A 16,165-nucleotide genomic window follows, 5' to 3' on the forward strand; every position below is an offset into this window, starting at 1 on the left:
CATCACCAACATCAAGCTTAGGTCCCAAAGCCTCTGCCTCATCCTCATTAAGCCAGATTAGAAGTCTCGGTATTGGAACCTTACCACTCATTAATGGACCAACCATCGGCATTGACCTAAGTAATTGCTGCACAAGTGGCATTACATCACGCATCATCTGCGATGTCTCATCAGTACCGGTAATCACAGGGCCTGGTGATTCCCTCTCCTCGACTATTTGTATTGCTATCATTCTTCCGCCGGTTGGGTCATTAACCAATGTCTTACTTACTACGTAACCCTTTATCGTTATCATCTATGTAACTTGGCATCACGTATTTAAAAAACTTATTATGGGCATTTGCGCATTACAAATTTACATACGTGAACTTCACGGTGCAAGAGAAATCGAAAGGTTTAAAAATTATGTTAAATAGGAAGCAACGTGGACGCAAGCATTCAAAGAATAATAAATGACATTAGGCTATCAACTGAGGAGATCATCTCAGAAAGCCCAGATCAGATAAAGGCTGTTTATGTAATGGATAGGGAAGGCACCGTGATAGCTTACACAACAAACACTGTATTAATCAATGCAGGCAATACTTTCTTTGCGGCACCACGCTTCATATCATCATTGAAAAGCCTGGTATCCACGTTACCTATTGGTGATGTTGACTATGTCCTCATGCAGGGCACCGATGGCATAATACAACTAATGGGTATTAAGAACGCGGGTTACTTAATGGTTATCAGCAACTCCGAAGCCTCGATAGGGCTAATGCGAATACTACTTGAGAAGTACTCCGATAAGTTGTATGATTTATTGGGTAAGTTGATTAAGGTTAGTGAGGAGGAATTGATTGAAACTATAAATGTCGAAATAACGCCCAAGGATATTGAGGATGTCATAAACTTCATCAAGAGCAAGGCATCACTCTAGGTGACCCACCATGCCAACCAAGATACTGAAGATTGTGATAGCTGGACCATACGGCGCTGGTAAGACCACGTTCGTTAAGACAATTAGTGAGGTTTTACCGATAGAAACCGACGTGCCATTGACAAAAAACGAACTTGATGGTAAGAGGAGTACCACTGTGGCTTTTGATTATGGTAGGATGAAGATTAGGGAGGACTTGGTAGTTCACTTGTTTGGTGTCCCGGGTCAGGAGAGGTTTAGTTTCATGTGGAAGATAATAGCCAGGGGTATGCACGGTTACCTATTCATCGTAGACAGTTCCAGCGAGGAGAGGGTTAAGGAGGCTATGAATATGTACAGCTTCTTCAGGGATAACTTTCCAGATACTCCACACATAATCGCGGCTAACAAACAGGATCTACCAAATGCCGTGGATATTCCTATCATAAAGAGTATACTGAAGGTACCGTATGAGGTTAAGGTCATGCCGCTAATCGCCACGAATAGACGTAGCGCCTTACTTGTTCTTGTTGCGTTGCTGGAGGAGATTAGAAATACGCTACTGGAAACAATAAAATATACACGTTAAATTTGCTTAGTTTTGATTTTAACGGCTGAATCACTTAGCCTATTACAACCTCTCAAGCACTATCTCTATCGCAGCAACGCTCCTCTCCTTGCCTCCCTGCCCAGTCACCTTGTCCGTCAGGAGCCTTATGTCGCTTATCTTCACCTGGTTTGGAAGGAACTTGTCCCTTATCATCACGGCAGTGGAGACCGCCCTAGCTATTGCACCGCCTCTGGCCTTTAGTATTACTTTCTTTGCTCCTGCGTTGAAGCTCATTACCGTCGCTATTACGTAACTTGTGGTTGGTTTTTTACCAACTAGTATTGTTGTCTCTTGAGTGCTCATATTCCCTTTCGCCGTTTCGTATTACCTGTAGCCTTTAAAAGCTTAATCCCCAGTTACTTAATCGAGATCCTTATCGAATGTCCACCATTCAATTTACCAAGCAAGTCAACACCAGACATTACATAACCCAGGACATTAACCTGCTCTCCCAAGTCAATGCTACCCAGGGCAATAACGAGACTCCTCTTCTTAACCCAATAACCAACCTCATACGGTCTAAGGCTCGTCCTCTTACCCTCACTAATAACACCTAGATCAAGGGGCATTATGATGAGCTGTCCATACCTTATTGCATTGGTTCTGGTAGGTAAAGACTTACTCAACCTTGAGTATGTTATTGGCGATATTGCCGTTTCAAGTTTGACTATTATGTTCCCAAGATCCCTAACCTCGAGGATTAATTGACTTTCCATAGTATCATGCACCTTATAATCTCGAAACCACCAAAGCGCAATTCCCTTATAAACCTTATTGCTAATAAGCCATTGTGGAATGCCCAAAGTGCGAGGTTGGGGAGATTAGGAATGGTGACGATATCGTGCGAGAAGGACGTAAATTCATAACGTGTATCCTGAACGGCCTTAACATCAAGTTCATGGTCATCGATAACGGGATTAAGTATCAAGCAATGTTTTATGTGGAGACAACAAGTGAGGATATAAAGAATCTCCTCAGTAGAGTCGTGGATTGCTTCAATGATACAATAAAATCATTACCTAATGAGTTAAGGGATTACCTGAAGCCTAGGGTTAAGTCGTTCGACGATACGTACGTAATAATGTTTAATAATGAGTTCATTACGATAAAGGCGATTTGGTGATGCTAATGATGGATGAGGGCAAGTACAAGTTGAATTACGTGTATGCAGAGGATTTCGGTACCGGGTACTTTAAGTACGGACCAATAACGCTCAGGGATAAGCCATACATGGTGCAAAGCCGTGGATTATTCTTGAGAGACCTGCCTGAGAGCATAAAGTTGCTTGTACCCAGGGAGGTTCTCGAGAGAGGTGTTGTGGTTGGTGATGAAATACCCAAGTACCTAAGTTCAATTAGGGATGCCATAAGAAACCTACGTTATCCGCTTAAGGATGGCATAATTAGGAGGGAGGATGAGGATTCCTGGAAGATAACTAAGGAGCTCGCCAGGTACGGTTTCTCCCAATTCTATTCAGACTTTTCGAGAAGGTCGGACTTTAGGGGCTTCTTCCTCGTGGTCGCCCTATCGGCATTGGCACCTGATTACATGAGGGATAGGATGATCGAGATACATAAGGAGTTAGATAATGAATTCGGCGGTAAGTTGCTGCAAGCCGTCACCATAATCGACCAACCCTTCGCCGTAGCGATCGCCGAGAAGGCTGTCACATGCACGGTCATAGAGGCTGGACACGGTAATATACAGCTCGTACCCATCAGCTACGGGCCCATTAGGGAGGGTATCGTGGCCCTCAACAGAGGCGGTTCTGAAGCTAATGCCGTGACCAGGGAGGTACTTAAGGACTCGGGCTATGGTGACCTAGCCAAGGATGAGTACGTTATTGAGATTGTAAAGAGAACCGCCGGCCTTGTTCCTAAGAACTTAGACGAGGCTATTAAAAAGGCTAAGGAGAACCCTGATAGGTTTTCCATAAGGATTAAGATTAACCCATTGGTCGAGGTTGAGCTTAAGGATACCGCATGGATGAGGTTCCTGATTGGGGAGGTGGTGTTTAATCCGAGGCATGAATTATTCACGAGTTATATTCAACAGGGTAGGCTTGTGATTGAGGATGCCACGGTCGGCGATATGGTATTTTACGGTGAGATGGATCTCGCGGAGGCTTTAATAACCAGTATCAGGAGGGTTCCTGTGGAGATTCAGGATAAGATAATGAGTACGATAATACTTAGTGGTGGGGCTTTCAATTGGTCTGTACCGCCTGGACTTGAGGATGCTGCTGTTAATAGTGTTGATAAGGTGAGGATAATGGTTTCTGAGAGGTTGCCAGACCTGGCTAACAGGTTAAGTATTAGTATGGTTAAGGATCCACAGTTCAGTGTTTGGAAGGGTGCGATAATATATGGCTATGCATTGCCGGGTAATGTGAAGTGGAACGAGAGGACTAAGGAGGGTTGGTATTACCTCCACTGAACAACTCATAATAACCTACCCAACTGGGTTTCTTGACTCAATTAGGTTAAAAAGGGGAGATGATAGTGTAATTTAATGTAGAGCTAATGAGTATTGATATTGCGAAGAAGGTCCTTGAGGAGTGGTTTTCAAGGAGGGGGCTTAGGCTGGAGTATGAGGGCGATAGAGAGTTGGTACTGATTGAAGGTAATAACAAGATTTATGTCAGGATATCCAGTGAGGAATTCCCAACGGAATCATACATCATTGACGAATTGAGTGCGACCATGAAGGATAGGCTGAAGTACAATAAAGCGTACATAGCATTCCCACGCAATGCCCGTGGCTTAATAAATGGGAAATTGTTTAGGAGCCATTGGGTTGGTGTTTACCTATACGATATTGCAAACACATTAGGGGATCCGGATAAGGCTGTTGAGGAGTTAATACCTAGCATACCAATTCAGTTACAGCAGGGTGTTGGGGAGGGTATTGAGAGGAGGATTAGTGAGATTGAGAGGGAGCTAGATGATTTAAAGGGTAGCGTGGAGAAGCTGGATGTAAAGTCGTTGATGAGGGATGTTTCAGAATTGAAAGAGAGATTATCGAAGATAGAGAATATAGTCAATGACCTAGCAAATAAAGTAAGCAAATTAGAGAGTATGGGCATTACCACGACGATCACACCTTCAGGAGGCAGGGAGAGTAATGTAGCCAACGAGTTACCCGACTTCCTAAGCAATAACCCATGGATTGAGGTGCTGAAGAGGAGGGGTGGTGGGAATGGGTGAATTAGATGAATTAATAACCAAATTACTTAAGGAGAGACTTGGCGAGGATGCGGAATTAGCGATAAAGCTCTACACGGCATATAAGGAGAGGGGGAGACGGGGCGTGCTTGAGGTAATTAATGAGATATTGAGGGAGGTGGGTGTTGAGGTGAGCATGGGTGAGGATTAGGATTAAGGAGCTCGTCATTAGGGATTTCAGGGGCTTTAGTAATGAGCATAGGATCACCTTTGGTGATGGTATTAACGTAATCCATGGCCCCGTGGGATCCGGTAAAACAAGCATAATACAGGCCATTGAGTACGCCTTGTATGGTACACAGCTTGAGGTTAAGGAGAGGATATCCAAATTGGTCGATTTAATTAATGAGGAGGCTGATGAGATGACGATTAGGCTAACACTTAGTGATGGCTCTAGCGTAACTAGGGCATTAAGAAGGAGTGGTGACTCTGCGAGGGAGACCGTAAGGGCTATCATTGATTCGGTGGTTATTAAGGGTGAGGATGCTGATAGGAGAATTATCGAGCTGCTGGGTATCGACGATGATGATTTCGAGAGGTTTGTCTTAGTTACACATAGGACTCTTGAGGCATTGGTCTACGGTAGCATCGCAAGGAGGAGCATCTTAATTGATAAGTTGTTTGGTCTCGAGATCCTTGATAATCTCAATAAGTCGTTACCCATGACCCAGATTGAGAGGTTGATTACAGAGCTTAGGCAGAGGTTGGCTAGTATTAAGGAGCTTCCTGAGATAACGAGCAAGTATGGATCCATTGAGAGGGCTAGGGAGAAGATGAGCGAGCTTAGGGCTGAGATAGATAGGTTGAGGGGCGAGGAGGAGGAGTTGAGCAAGGCATACAATGAGTTATTACTCAAGAGGAATGAATTACTAAAGGGTTTGAGGGGTGTTGAGGAGGTTTATAGTAACTACATAGCCACTAGATTGAGGAGGGAGGGTATCGAGGAGGAGTTGAGCAAGGCCAATGTGAGGGACATTAATGAAACAAGCATTAGGTTAAGGCTTGAAAGGCTGAGGGACGCGCTTATTGAGAGGCTTGAGGAATTCGCATTAGTTAAGGATGCTGAGGAACTGGAGAAATTGGTTATAACGAACGATAACCTTGCCGATGCCTTAGAACGTTTATACACGGCGTTTGAGAACCTGGTTAAACTAAGGGATAAGCTCACCGAGGATAAGGATTACTTAGGTAGGGTTCGCCAGGACCTCGAGTTACAAGCCGAGTCTGAGAAGGCATCCTTGAGGGAGCTTGAGGGGAGGCTTGCCCAGGAGGAGGGTAGGGTTAGGGAGTATAGGGACTTGGTTAGTAAGTATGGTGAGCCTGAGAGGATTAGGAGAGAGCTTGAGGAATTGAGAGCAAAACTAGAGAAGATAAATGCTGAGGAGGGATTTAGGTCATCATTATTGAATGTCCTTCAATACATATTGACAACACATACAGATAAGTGCCCTGTATGCGGTAAGCCATTGAGTGACGAGGATTACGAAACGATATCGAGAAGGATTAAAGAGTTATCATCTAAGGAGGGTATGGAGAGCATCGATAATATTAGGGATAGAATTAATGAGTTAGAGAAGGTTTTGATGAGGGTGGAATCCTTACGTGCAATAGTCGATGATTATGAAGCAACGGTTGAGAGGGCGCGTGAGGTTAAATCAAGACTCGAGGCCTTAATCACTAGGTTGGAGACTATTGATAGCTCCATTAGGGATTTAGATAAGAGAATACAGACGCTTATGCGGTTCATTAATGAGTTTAGAGATGAGATTGATGATGTTGATAAAGCAATATCCTACCTTAAGAAGTATAGGGAGCTTGAGAAGTTGAGGGCGCAGGAGGATGAGCTTAAGAAACAACTTGCAAGCCTCGGTTTAGATACGAACACCGTTGTTAAGCTCGAGGATGACATTAAGTATATCAGCGACAAATTAACCCAGGTTAGGAATAAATTAAGTGAAGACTCGGCGGAGCTCAGTAGGTTGGAGTTGATATTGTCGAGGGTTGGTTTGGATAAGGAGGATCCATCGACCCTTAGGAGGAGACTTGATTTCCTGGAGGAGTTCTATAATAAGCTTGGTAGGATTAGGGCTGGGATTAGGGATGTTCAGGCTAGGGTTAGGGATGAGATGATAAAACTCGTTCGTGACAATGTAGGACCAATTTTCAAGACCCTATACCCATACGAGGACCTTGAAGGTGCTGGTATCGAGGTTACGGTTAGGGATAGGGGCGTGGTTGGTGTCGTTAGTGAATACACGCTCTATGCCTTCAGACCAGGTGGTAGGAAGGTCACGGTGTCGAGATTAAGCGATGGACAGAGACTAACGATAGCCCTGTCATTCCTACTAAGCGTCTATAGGGCGACTAACCACAACATAGACTTCCTACTCATGGATGAGCCAATACCCTATGTCGATCAAAACATTAGGAGGGCCTTTGCATCGTTGTTGGTTAGGTTGATTAAGGAGGGCTTAGTTGGTCAGGTAATAATTACCACGCAATCCGAGGATTTGAGGAATGATGTGGTGAATGCAGCAAGGGATGCCGGTATTAATTGTAGGGTTGTTAGGCTTGTGAAGGAGGGCAATGAACGTAAGATCGTGCAGGAGCCATAATGGTATAATTAAAACAGGTAATAGACAGACTTATTAATGCATACCGATCACATAACTCGATGGAGGGAATATTCGTTGCGCTGGCAATACCATTCAAAAATGGTAGGCTTGATGTGGAATCCCTGGTGAGGCATGTTGAGTCGTTAACGAAGGCTGGGGTTGATGGTTTTTACCCATTTGGCACAACGAGTCAGGGTCCGTATTTAACAATCGATGAGAGGAGGGAGGTTCTCGAGGTAATCATGAGTCATACGAATAAGCAGTTGATTGTTCATGTGTTCTCCTTTGATTGGGGTGATGTTGTTGAGACCGTTAGGCTTGCGGAGAGGTTTGGTGCTGCTGCCATATCCTCAATACCACCAATATACTACAAACCAGACTACGAAACCCTAAGGAGGTACTACTCAAAGCTCTCCGAGCTCACGAAACTACCAATCTTTATATACAATATACCACAGAACACGGGCTTTAACGTAACACCCGACCTGGTGGCTAGGTTAATAAGCGATGGCGTTAGGATAGTCGGCGTTAAGGATAGTACCGGGGATATAACGCAAATAATGGGTCACGTGAGGCTGGGAATAACAGTACTTAATGGCGCCGATTCCACAATATTACCAGCGCTAATGGTTGGGGCTAAGGGGTGCATATCGGCCATGGCTAACGTACTCCCTGAGGTGATGAGAGAGATGTTTGATGATTTCAAGGCAGGTAAGCTTCAGTCTGCGGTTGAGAGGCAGGATTTGATTGCCAGGGTTAGGGAGTTGATTAGGGATTACCCAGGTGTTGATGCGTATTATAAGCTTGTCCACCTACTGCGTTATGACTTTGGCACGGTAAAGGAGCCATACCTAAGATCGTTGAGTGATGAGGAGGTTCAGAAGTTGAGGGATGGATTGGTTAGGCTTGGGTTAAAGCCGAGGTTATAACTCAAATTCATATATACTTCCTTCTTAGTTAGTATTAACCCTGTGTATGGCTGAATCACTGATTAGCAAGCCTGGGGTTAGGGCATTGGGTGTAGCCGAGAGTTTTAGGCTTGGTTCTCCATACTCCGTATTGGTGGGTGTGGTTATGAGGAGTGACGGCATGATAGATGGGGTGTCCTTGGGTAGGACCACGGTTGGTGGTCTGGACGCCACGGAATCCATAGTGAGGCTCTATGAATCGCTTGGTAGGAGTGATATTCAATTCCTAATGATCGATGGGTGCATAATATCGTGGTATAACATAATCGATCTCGAGGAATTAGCAAGAAAGCTCGACATACCAATCCTATGTCTAGCGTTTGAAGAGCCCGAGGGTGATGTAATCAATGCATTAAGAAAGTTATTCCCTAATGATTCCGATGTAAGGATTACACTTTATGAGAAGTTGGGCAAGCCGAAGGAGATACTATTACCTGGTAATGTGAGGCTATACGCCAGGTTCGTAAATATTGACTATAGAACCGCGAGAACCTTAATCAAGAAATTCCTTAAGGAGGGCAAAAGACCCGAACCAATAAGGATAGCCAGGTTGATAGCCAATGCTGTGCTTAACTACGGCATTATAGTTCAAAGAACTTGAACCCTCTTACCACTTAAATAAGATATCGCAACCTCCAGGTAAGCTATGAAAACAAGCAGTAGAGAAGCCGCGACTAACACGTGACTCGCTAGGAAGTATAGGGCCCTCAGCAATGCCGAGATGAACAATAACGTGGGTATCTCATAACCAACAACACCATAAAACCTCATTGAAAACCATAAAATACCTGGTATTAGCATTGGTATGCAAAGCACGGACATTATTACGGCAATGAAGCCAATGAACAGTAAGTGAAGAACATCAAACACGGACACGCCAATTAGCGATAGGATAACCGCCATTACCAAAGTAACTCTAGCCAGTGAGGAACCCACAGGATATGCCCTAGAGTATATGGTCTTAAACCCAGGTCCAAAACCCCTAGGTACACCAATCACCACAAACGTGAGTAGGGACAACAATGCAACAGTTATAAAGTTCCTTATGAAATACGTCATTATGGGCAGCGCCACAGCATAGACCAGGTCTATTGCATACCAGGGTCTCTGTCTACCCTCAACACGCCTAACTAGGCTTACAATTGATGCTATGGGAAACGTTACTAACCCCAACCCACCTGTGTAAACAGCCACGGCAAAACTAACAAGCCCACTTAGGAAGAAGGTGTTGGGCCAATAAAGGGGTATCCTACCTAAGCCTCCTTTAATTAATAGCAATATGTAGTACACGGCAAAGAACAGCCCAAAAACCCAGTTAAACCATAAGCCAAGAACATAGGTAATAAACCAGACAAGGGAAAGGGCACCCAGAAGTAACGATGCGAATGGGCTGGGCATAACCCTCGTAAACCCTGGATGCTGACTAAACATAATGCCCACGTAAAACAGCACCAAGCCACCAAGCATCAAGTCGCCATGGAGTAGGCTACGGCGAAGCACCAGCACAACGAGCCCTATAATGAATGATGCAAATGACGCAATAAGCAGCGTTTGCGAAACCCTCATCTGATAAACAAACCACCGCCTATAGGTGTCCTGGGTCAACTCATTAAACAATCCACCCAGGAATAACCTAACCACCCTACTCACTGCTACACACCACTTCCGACCTAACCTCCAACGCCTTATTAAGTATGTTCCTCAATGCATCTCTCGCGTTTTGATTAATATCCAGCCTATTGAGACAATCGAGGATATACCTAACAATGGTTTCAGAGGGTTCCATACCACATTGAGAACCAAGGCAGAAGATGCAGTATAGGAAGCTACCCTCCACCTGGGTGCAAACCTTAGACGCCTCATTGAGTATGCGACCAGCATCCTCATTACTCAACCTGAGGAACCACGTACCATACTTCCTACTCAAGTACGCCGAGCACTCAAACTCATCATACAACGCAACACATCTCCTCAACTCATTCATCGCATCAACAATGTAAATCAACATCCAAACCTTAACACTATTCATTGCCTTATCAATTTAATGGTTATTGCAACATAACAGGTATACATAGCATAAGTTTTTGGTCATACCGGGTTCAATTCATCATGAACTCAGTAGCGTCCTCGACCTAATCACCACAAAAACAAACCTAACCCAGCTAATAAAGTTGTTTCCCTGGATAACTACAATAAAACATTATAAATAAGTGGAGGACGCATTTCCTCAATGAAGGGGACTATCCTCATTATCGCCATAACCGTAATTGCAGCAATAGCTGTCGCATTTGCAGTAATGTACTTAGTAACTCCGAAGCCCAATGTAGTAATCATGGCTAAACCATATAGCGATTTTAAAATCTGCGTTGGAACCCCATCTGGTCTAACAACAATAGTAGTGTCTCCACGCGCTATACTCGAGGAAGGACCGTTAGCCGGTGACGTTAAAGTTGGTTACTCCTGGTATACGTACTATGTAAAGACCTTATTACCTAATGGCACGGTTATCACAATAATGGTTAAACTACAATTGGTTAAGCTCCAGGTCGACGGCTCCAATACCTATGTGCCGCCAGGCTTCTTACTGCCACTTAATGCTAGTATTTCCTCCGATAATATACTTAGTACTCCCTGCCTTGGTTATGATGTAAACTGGGTTACTGGTGTTTATCTTGGGAATAATCATTATTACAACATTACCGTAATTAAGGGCGTGGATGTCCTGGTTCAAACCGTGAATTTAATCCGGTTGTCAGGTGTTAATGAGAGTGTTGATGATATAGCTTGGTTACTCATAACAACACCCGAGTTCGGGGCTGCGTACTATAATCCCCACGGCATATATCGCATTGAACTACTCCCAATGCCCACGCTGGAGAAGCCCATGGTAATTACTAAAGTAATTACTATATTCTATAACTTCACAATGTCAAGCAAATTCACAGTAACCTATATTGCCGGCTCTAAGATTAATCCCAACTTTGTTAGGGAGTACCTCGAGAAATATCTTGGCAGTACTGGTTGGTATAATGTAAGTTCTGTGATGAATAACAGTAATGTTAAGCTCGTGTTTATGAACTACACTTGGGACATTTATATAAACAACGGAACAATGATTAAATGCATCTTCGAATTCCCTGCATTACTAATCAGAGTTAATGTACTGGTCAATGGCACAAGGAGTACCGCATGGATGCCCCTTGCCATATCGCCAACAAGCCCTGTACTAATTAAGGGAAAGAGTTATGTAGAGAGCATCGATAGTGCAATGAAGAAGTTAAATATGAAAAAGTACGTAGCTACGTTGATCGGCCCAATCGAACCACTTAATGAATTAACATGGCCTTATCAGTACAATGTTGCCATAATTTATAACGTAAATTTCCGGTGCGGTTTAACAGCACAAAAGATATTTCAGAGAAATCCACCATTTCTTCCGGAATTTATGCTTTATATGCTCAAGAATAACGCCACATTACTTCCACCATCTTAAATTAAATAATTAAACCCTTAATTGGACTTCACGTAATCATTAAGGTTCATCCTTAGGTACATCCCCCTGAGCTCGCTTAACACGTCACCACCCAACTTCTCCATTATCAACCTGACCATGCTCCTAAAGTCCGAATTAACCCTGGCCACCCTATCGACTATATACAATGGTGCGGGGTAACCCAGCCTCGGCATTGTGGATAGTGGTGCCAGTGCTGAGATGAGGTCCTTAATGAGGCTTGGGTCACCGAGGTATTCCACATATATTGGTAGTGCCGATGGTATGTATTGAACGTAGAAACCATAAACATCCCTACCACCGACCTTACCCACCACGTAGGGTTTTGTAATCAATGCATTATTGCTAGTTTTATTACTGGACCTGTAGGTCTCGAGGATTACGTGGGCTATTAGGGGTTCTTCCATAACCTGTAGGGCCTTATTCATGTAATCCCTGAACCCAGGCTCGGTGATGGATTGGGAGTACCTATTAATCCTAACGTCCTTAACATGCGCTAGGACCGGTACATCCACCTTATCGATATCACGCCTACCAATCACCGCACCGTCAAGTAGTAGGAGGTTTACGTGAAACTTCCTAAGTGCATCCAATGCGTACCTAACCTCCATATCAAGCGCAACCCTCTCCAACTCCTCACCAGAGGCTCCGAGTATTGGCTCGAACATTGTCAATACCCTACCTTTACCCCCCGCACTTATTAGTACGGCTACGTTTATTACGGATACCCTAAAGCCGAAGTACGTGATTTCCGCAAACCCTGAATCAACGGCAACGAACCTAATCGGCTTAGTGATTGGTGATACCTCGATCACCTGGTTTGCAAATTCGCCAGCCTCCTTAACTATCTCGGAAGCCCTATCCCTAATCTGGGCTATCCTTGTTTCCATGAGCTCGAGTAGGTTAATCACCACGTCATTGAACATCCTAACCCCTCCTTGGGTACACCCTAGCCCTAACCTCATTAATTAGCCGCTCAACCAAGCCTCTATCAACGATGTTGCCACGTACGGCGCCTATTGACGTTAGTATATCCATTATGTAGGGCGGTAATTTGCTGGCATCACCATCCTGTAACAAACCCTCCAGGTAGGCCAATGTCCTCGAAACCCTCTTGCTACGCCTCTCCGATAACACCAGCGAAACTAGCTCATTAATCGCACTGTCAATACTAACGCTGGGTGGTGCATTGTTGAGCAGTAGCTTTATCTCATTAATCAGTGGCTCCCTATTGTGGATCAGGTTTATCATTAATGGTCTCGCGAACAACACGACCTTACCATTCACAGAAACACCGAACACCTCACCCCTGACACCCCTTATTGCAGGCTCGCCAACAAGCTCCCCGAGGCCGATCAACGTCCTCAAAACCGCACCGCCAACCATGATCTCGCCAACAACACGCCTCTTAATACTAACGAGCCCCTCAGGATTGGATGAAATTATTAATTGGGCCGCTACGTCTAGGTTCTTCAATGTGCTGGAGAGATCTATAACCACATCGGCGTTGGTCAAATTCCCACCGCATACGAAGAATTCATCCCCCACGCACCCCCTATTTACACCTAGGACTAGGACCTTCACTATCACCACCTCATGTTACGTACCTCCTATCGATCAAACCAGCCTTCCATAGAACCTCGAGATACTTGCCAACAACATCAATGCTGATACCCAACTCCTTGGCCAAGTTCTCCTCATCAATACCCACGTTAGGCCCTAGTGATGCAACACTAATCACTAGGTTGCTGGGGACATTAAGTGCCTTACCTATGCTCTCGAGGATGTGATCAACCTCCCTTACAGCATCACTTATGTGCTTGGCATTATCAAGGTTTGGTGATGGGGTCGGTATTTCGGGAACGCCGTTACTTAATACCTTACTAACCACCTTGTTACTACTCCTCTTCTTTAACCAAGCCGTTATCCTGGCATACCTATTAATTATGGAGTTAGCATTACTGAGCACATCGCCTAACTCCCTACGCCTAGCCTCAATAACCTGCTCAAGCTCATTCAAGTACCTACCCAATGCCTCGGCTGATTCAGTACGCAGTAGTAGTGCTATGTCTTCTTCGAAGTCCTCAACGCCCATAACGACAACCCTATGGTTCGTGATGACCGAGGCGTTAGATAGTACTGTCGATAACTCCTCGTACTCCCTAATCCTATCCTCAATACTCCTCACCTTACTCACCAACTCGATCACCTTGCCCGCTTCTGAATTTATTGCTTCGAGTATTGTTGGTAGGCTCTCCCTGAGATTGTCCAGCTCGAGACCATTGATCCTCGCTAGGTATGACTTGATCCTACCCAACATGTTATCCACCCTATCGCTGATCTCGGCCGATATTCTCGGTAGGGTATTGCCTAGGCTGCTCTTGATTTCGCCGAGCTTACCCACTACGTCATTAACCACGCTATTAAGTTGCGTTGATATGGTTGCCAGGTCGTTGTTCAACTCCTCAAGCCTTTGCCCAACCTCATCCCTCAACGCATCAACACATAGCATGAATGATGAGTACCTCCTAAGGAAATCACTGGATGTCTCCGGAACAGCCCTAAGCAGCGATAGGCGCTTCTCACAGTCGTTACCCTGAATATTAATGCCGGGTTTAACCTCAATCCTCTCACCAAGCTTATCCACACTTATTGTGAACGGTTTCGAAACAGCCTCATTAATACTTGCTAGGTGCTCCTCGAGAATCTTGAGGACTTGAGGCACGATCTCCGGGTCGTATGGTGCGTATTCCGTGAACTCAGCATTGACCGGCAGTAGTAACCCCCTTAAGCTCAATAGCCTTATCAAGTCGCCCTCCCTGAACTCCCTCCATAGGTGCGTTGGGTATAGCCTCCTTATTAGGTACTCAAGCTCCTTCGATGTGAAACTGCGCTTTCCAAGCGACCTGAGGTAGTTTATGAAGCTCTCCTCGACAGCGCTCACCCTAGCCTTACCGCTCTCATCCCTAAACACCTCAGGTTGGTCACTTAGGTCCTCGCCCTTAACCCAAGCCTCCACTATGTGCCTAATCACGGACTCCTTGGACTCCTTGGCACCACGCCTAATGGCCATTGTGTACCTAAGAATCCTCTGCCTAACCTTATCCCTAAACGCTGATACCTCGTTTCTGTATTCATTCAGTTTCTCAAGGAATACAGCATACTCCCTAGGAACCCTATCCACCCTCTCAAGCCTAGACCCTATGATTATCGACCTAAGAGCGTCGACATCGTCAGAACCAAACACGGAGAAGTAAACAAACTCACCGACCGGGCCCAAAACCACCTTCCAGGACAAGCTACCTAAAACGCCGCTAACACTCTTAATAATGTCATTGGTCAATAACGACCTCGAAGCAACCACAACGAGCAGAGCATCCAGCACCCTCTCCTGACCGTTAATCGTGATAACACCCTCATTAATCACCTTACCCAGGAACCTAACCAATTGATTAACGTCAACATCAAGACCAACCACAACCCCAAGTCTAGCATCGAGAGGACCCTCATAAACCGTAGCCCAGGTATTCTGGAGTACCGGGTATAACGTTGATTGGAAGTTCACGGCAGCCCTAACGATCTCTGCAGCCAACTCCTCATGGAATGAGTTGAAGATCCCAATGGCCTTACTAACCTCCTCCCTAGCCCTAACAACCTCCTCAAGCTCCCTACCAAAGACTAACAACCTATGGAGGCGTGGAGATGCTTGAAATGCCCTAATGGCGTTCGTAAAGTCAGCCTTGGCATTGCTGGGTAGGATTATGTATATCATTGGGCCATCCTCATATGCCGTGTAGTACGAACCATAACTAATCGAGATATCCCTCAAGTCACCCTCAATGGGTGCCATGCCCAGCTTCACCAGCTCATTATTTATCCTATCCAATGCATCAGCATTCAACTTAACCCTAACAATCTGAACCTCCTCGGCAAGACCAGCCTTAACTAACGCGTTCACGATAGGGGTAGAGTCAAAACCAAGCTCTGAGTTTAGTTCATTAATAGTCCTTGGAGCGCCAGACAGTAATAATGCCTTGAAGACCCCTTGGCTCTTGTCATCACTTGGTCCCTCACCTAACACATCAAGGAATACCTTTAACTCGCCGGTGGAGACCTCCATTCTTAGGAACTCCTCAAATGTACCATAATTTAGCTCCTCACCCCTATCAACAAGAAAATCCAGAAGCTTTGACGTGAACTTCACAAGAGCCCTCGGTGATGCCTTACCACCCTCTGTGTTGGCCACAAGCTCGTACAACGTGGCTAAGTACTCACGCTTTAATGGATATAACGGATTCATCAACCCCTTCCTTATAAGCTCAAGTCTCTCATTGGT

At 45.0% G+C, this 16,165-nt stretch carries 18 protein-coding genes; 10 read left to right on the plus strand and 8 right to left on the minus strand.

All coding sequences use genetic code 11. From position 1 onward, the window contains the following. On the minus strand, positions 1–295 hold a 295-nt coding region (locus tag B7L70_RS08735; RefSeq protein ID WP_081227482.1), incomplete at its 3' end, for an arcadin 1. A 129-nt stretch (positions 296–424) separates the two neighbouring features. On the opposite strand from B7L70_RS08735, the gene B7L70_RS08740 reads away from it, so the two are divergent. Both B7L70_RS08740 and B7L70_RS08745 read left to right on the plus strand, forming a co-directional pair. After that, a complete protein-coding gene (locus tag B7L70_RS08740) occupies positions 425–922 on the plus strand; it encodes a hypothetical protein (protein WP_081227470.1) in 498 nt (165 codons plus the stop codon). A 10-nt stretch (positions 923–932) separates the two neighbouring features. Continuing rightward, positions 933–1,490, plus strand: a complete 558-nt coding sequence (locus B7L70_RS08745; RefSeq protein ID WP_081227471.1) for an ATP/GTP-binding protein — start codon at positions 933–935, stop codon at positions 1,488–1,490. A 42-nt stretch (positions 1,491–1,532) separates the two neighbouring features. On the opposite strand, the gene albA is transcribed toward B7L70_RS08745, so the two are convergent. Then, the gene (albA, locus tag B7L70_RS08750; RefSeq protein WP_081227472.1) at positions 1,533–1,814 is read right to left on the minus strand and encodes a DNA-binding protein Alba; all 282 of its coding nucleotides are present in this window, start codon (positions 1,812–1,814) and stop codon (positions 1,533–1,535) included. A gap of 53 nt (positions 1,815–1,867) precedes the next feature. Further along, positions 1,868–2,227 (minus strand): hypothetical protein, encoded by a 360-nt coding sequence (locus B7L70_RS08755; RefSeq protein ID WP_081227473.1) that lies wholly within the window; start codon positions 2,225–2,227, stop codon positions 1,868–1,870. A 74-nt stretch (positions 2,228–2,301) separates the two neighbouring features. Here B7L70_RS08755 and B7L70_RS08760 point away from each other — a divergent pair, with 74 nt between their 5' ends. From B7L70_RS08760 to B7L70_RS08790, 7 genes are all read left to right on the plus strand, one after another. Beyond that, positions 2,302–2,634, plus strand: coding sequence for a hypothetical protein (locus B7L70_RS08760; protein WP_081227474.1), 333 nt, complete (start codon positions 2,302–2,304; stop codon positions 2,632–2,634). A 5-nt stretch (positions 2,635–2,639) separates the two neighbouring features. After that, on the plus strand, positions 2,640–3,947 hold the full coding sequence (locus B7L70_RS08765; RefSeq protein WP_081227483.1) for a heat-shock protein Hsp70: 1,308 nt from the start codon (positions 2,640–2,642) through the stop codon (positions 3,945–3,947). Positions 3,948–4,033: 86 nt separating this feature from the next. Next, positions 4,034–4,717 (plus strand): hypothetical protein, encoded by a 684-nt coding sequence (locus B7L70_RS08770; RefSeq protein ID WP_081227475.1) that lies wholly within the window; start codon positions 4,034–4,036, stop codon positions 4,715–4,717. Next, positions 4,710–4,886, plus strand: a complete 177-nt coding sequence (locus B7L70_RS13775) for a hypothetical protein (RefSeq protein WP_202908720.1) — start codon at positions 4,710–4,712, stop codon at positions 4,884–4,886. Before B7L70_RS08770 ends, B7L70_RS13775 begins: the two co-directional genes overlap by 8 nt. Continuing rightward, positions 4,876–7,350 (plus strand): AAA family ATPase, encoded by a 2,475-nt coding sequence (locus tag B7L70_RS08780; protein WP_081227477.1) that lies wholly within the window; start codon positions 4,876–4,878, stop codon positions 7,348–7,350. The genes B7L70_RS13775 and B7L70_RS08780 overlap by 11 nt, the downstream gene beginning before the upstream one ends. Positions 7,351–7,409: 59 nt before the next feature. After that, positions 7,410–8,279 carry a dihydrodipicolinate synthase family protein gene (locus B7L70_RS08785; protein ID WP_081227478.1) on the plus strand — a complete coding sequence of 290 codons (870 nt, stop codon included), beginning with the start codon at positions 7,410–7,412 and terminating at the stop codon, positions 8,277–8,279. A gap of 46 nt (positions 8,280–8,325) precedes the next feature. Further along, on the plus strand, positions 8,326–8,919 hold the full coding sequence (locus B7L70_RS08790) for a DUF99 family protein (protein WP_081227479.1): 594 nt from the start codon (positions 8,326–8,328) through the stop codon (positions 8,917–8,919). Here the strand turns inward: B7L70_RS08790 and B7L70_RS08795 are convergent. Next, positions 8,907–9,968: a hypothetical protein gene (locus B7L70_RS08795; RefSeq protein WP_238376179.1), complete on the minus strand. Its 1,062-nt coding sequence runs from the start codon at positions 9,966–9,968 to the stop codon at positions 8,907–8,909. The two genes, B7L70_RS08790 and B7L70_RS08795, sit on opposite strands and share 13 nt — an antisense overlap. Next, a complete protein-coding gene (locus tag B7L70_RS08800) occupies positions 9,961–10,347 on the minus strand; it encodes a hypothetical protein (protein WP_238376180.1) in 387 nt (128 codons plus the stop codon). Before B7L70_RS08800 ends, B7L70_RS08795 begins: the two co-directional genes overlap by 8 nt. A gap of 201 nt (positions 10,348–10,548) precedes the next feature. Here B7L70_RS08800 and B7L70_RS08805 point away from each other — a divergent pair, with 201 nt between their 5' ends. After that, the gene (locus B7L70_RS08805) at positions 10,549–11,811 is read left to right on the plus strand and encodes a hypothetical protein (RefSeq protein ID WP_081227480.1); all 1,263 of its coding nucleotides are present in this window, start codon (positions 10,549–10,551) and stop codon (positions 11,809–11,811) included. 17 nt (positions 11,812–11,828) lie between these two features. Here B7L70_RS08805 and B7L70_RS08810 read toward each other — a convergent pair whose 3' ends face one another. The 3 genes from B7L70_RS08810 to B7L70_RS08820 form a co-directional block, all read right to left on the minus strand. Beyond that, positions 11,829–12,755 (minus strand): DNA double-strand break repair nuclease NurA, encoded by a 927-nt coding sequence (locus B7L70_RS08810; RefSeq protein WP_081227486.1) that lies wholly within the window; start codon positions 12,753–12,755, stop codon positions 11,829–11,831. A gap of 1 nt (position 12,756) precedes the next feature. Further along, positions 12,757–13,413, minus strand: a complete 657-nt coding sequence (locus B7L70_RS08815; RefSeq protein ID WP_081227487.1) for a hypothetical protein — start codon at positions 13,411–13,413, stop codon at positions 12,757–12,759. 10 nt (positions 13,414–13,423) lie between these two features. Continuing rightward, positions 13,424–16,165 (minus strand): hypothetical protein (locus tag B7L70_RS08820; protein ID WP_081227481.1); only part of this gene is annotated, 2,742 nt, incomplete at its 5' end.

The organism is Vulcanisaeta sp. EB80, from assembly GCF_002078205.2.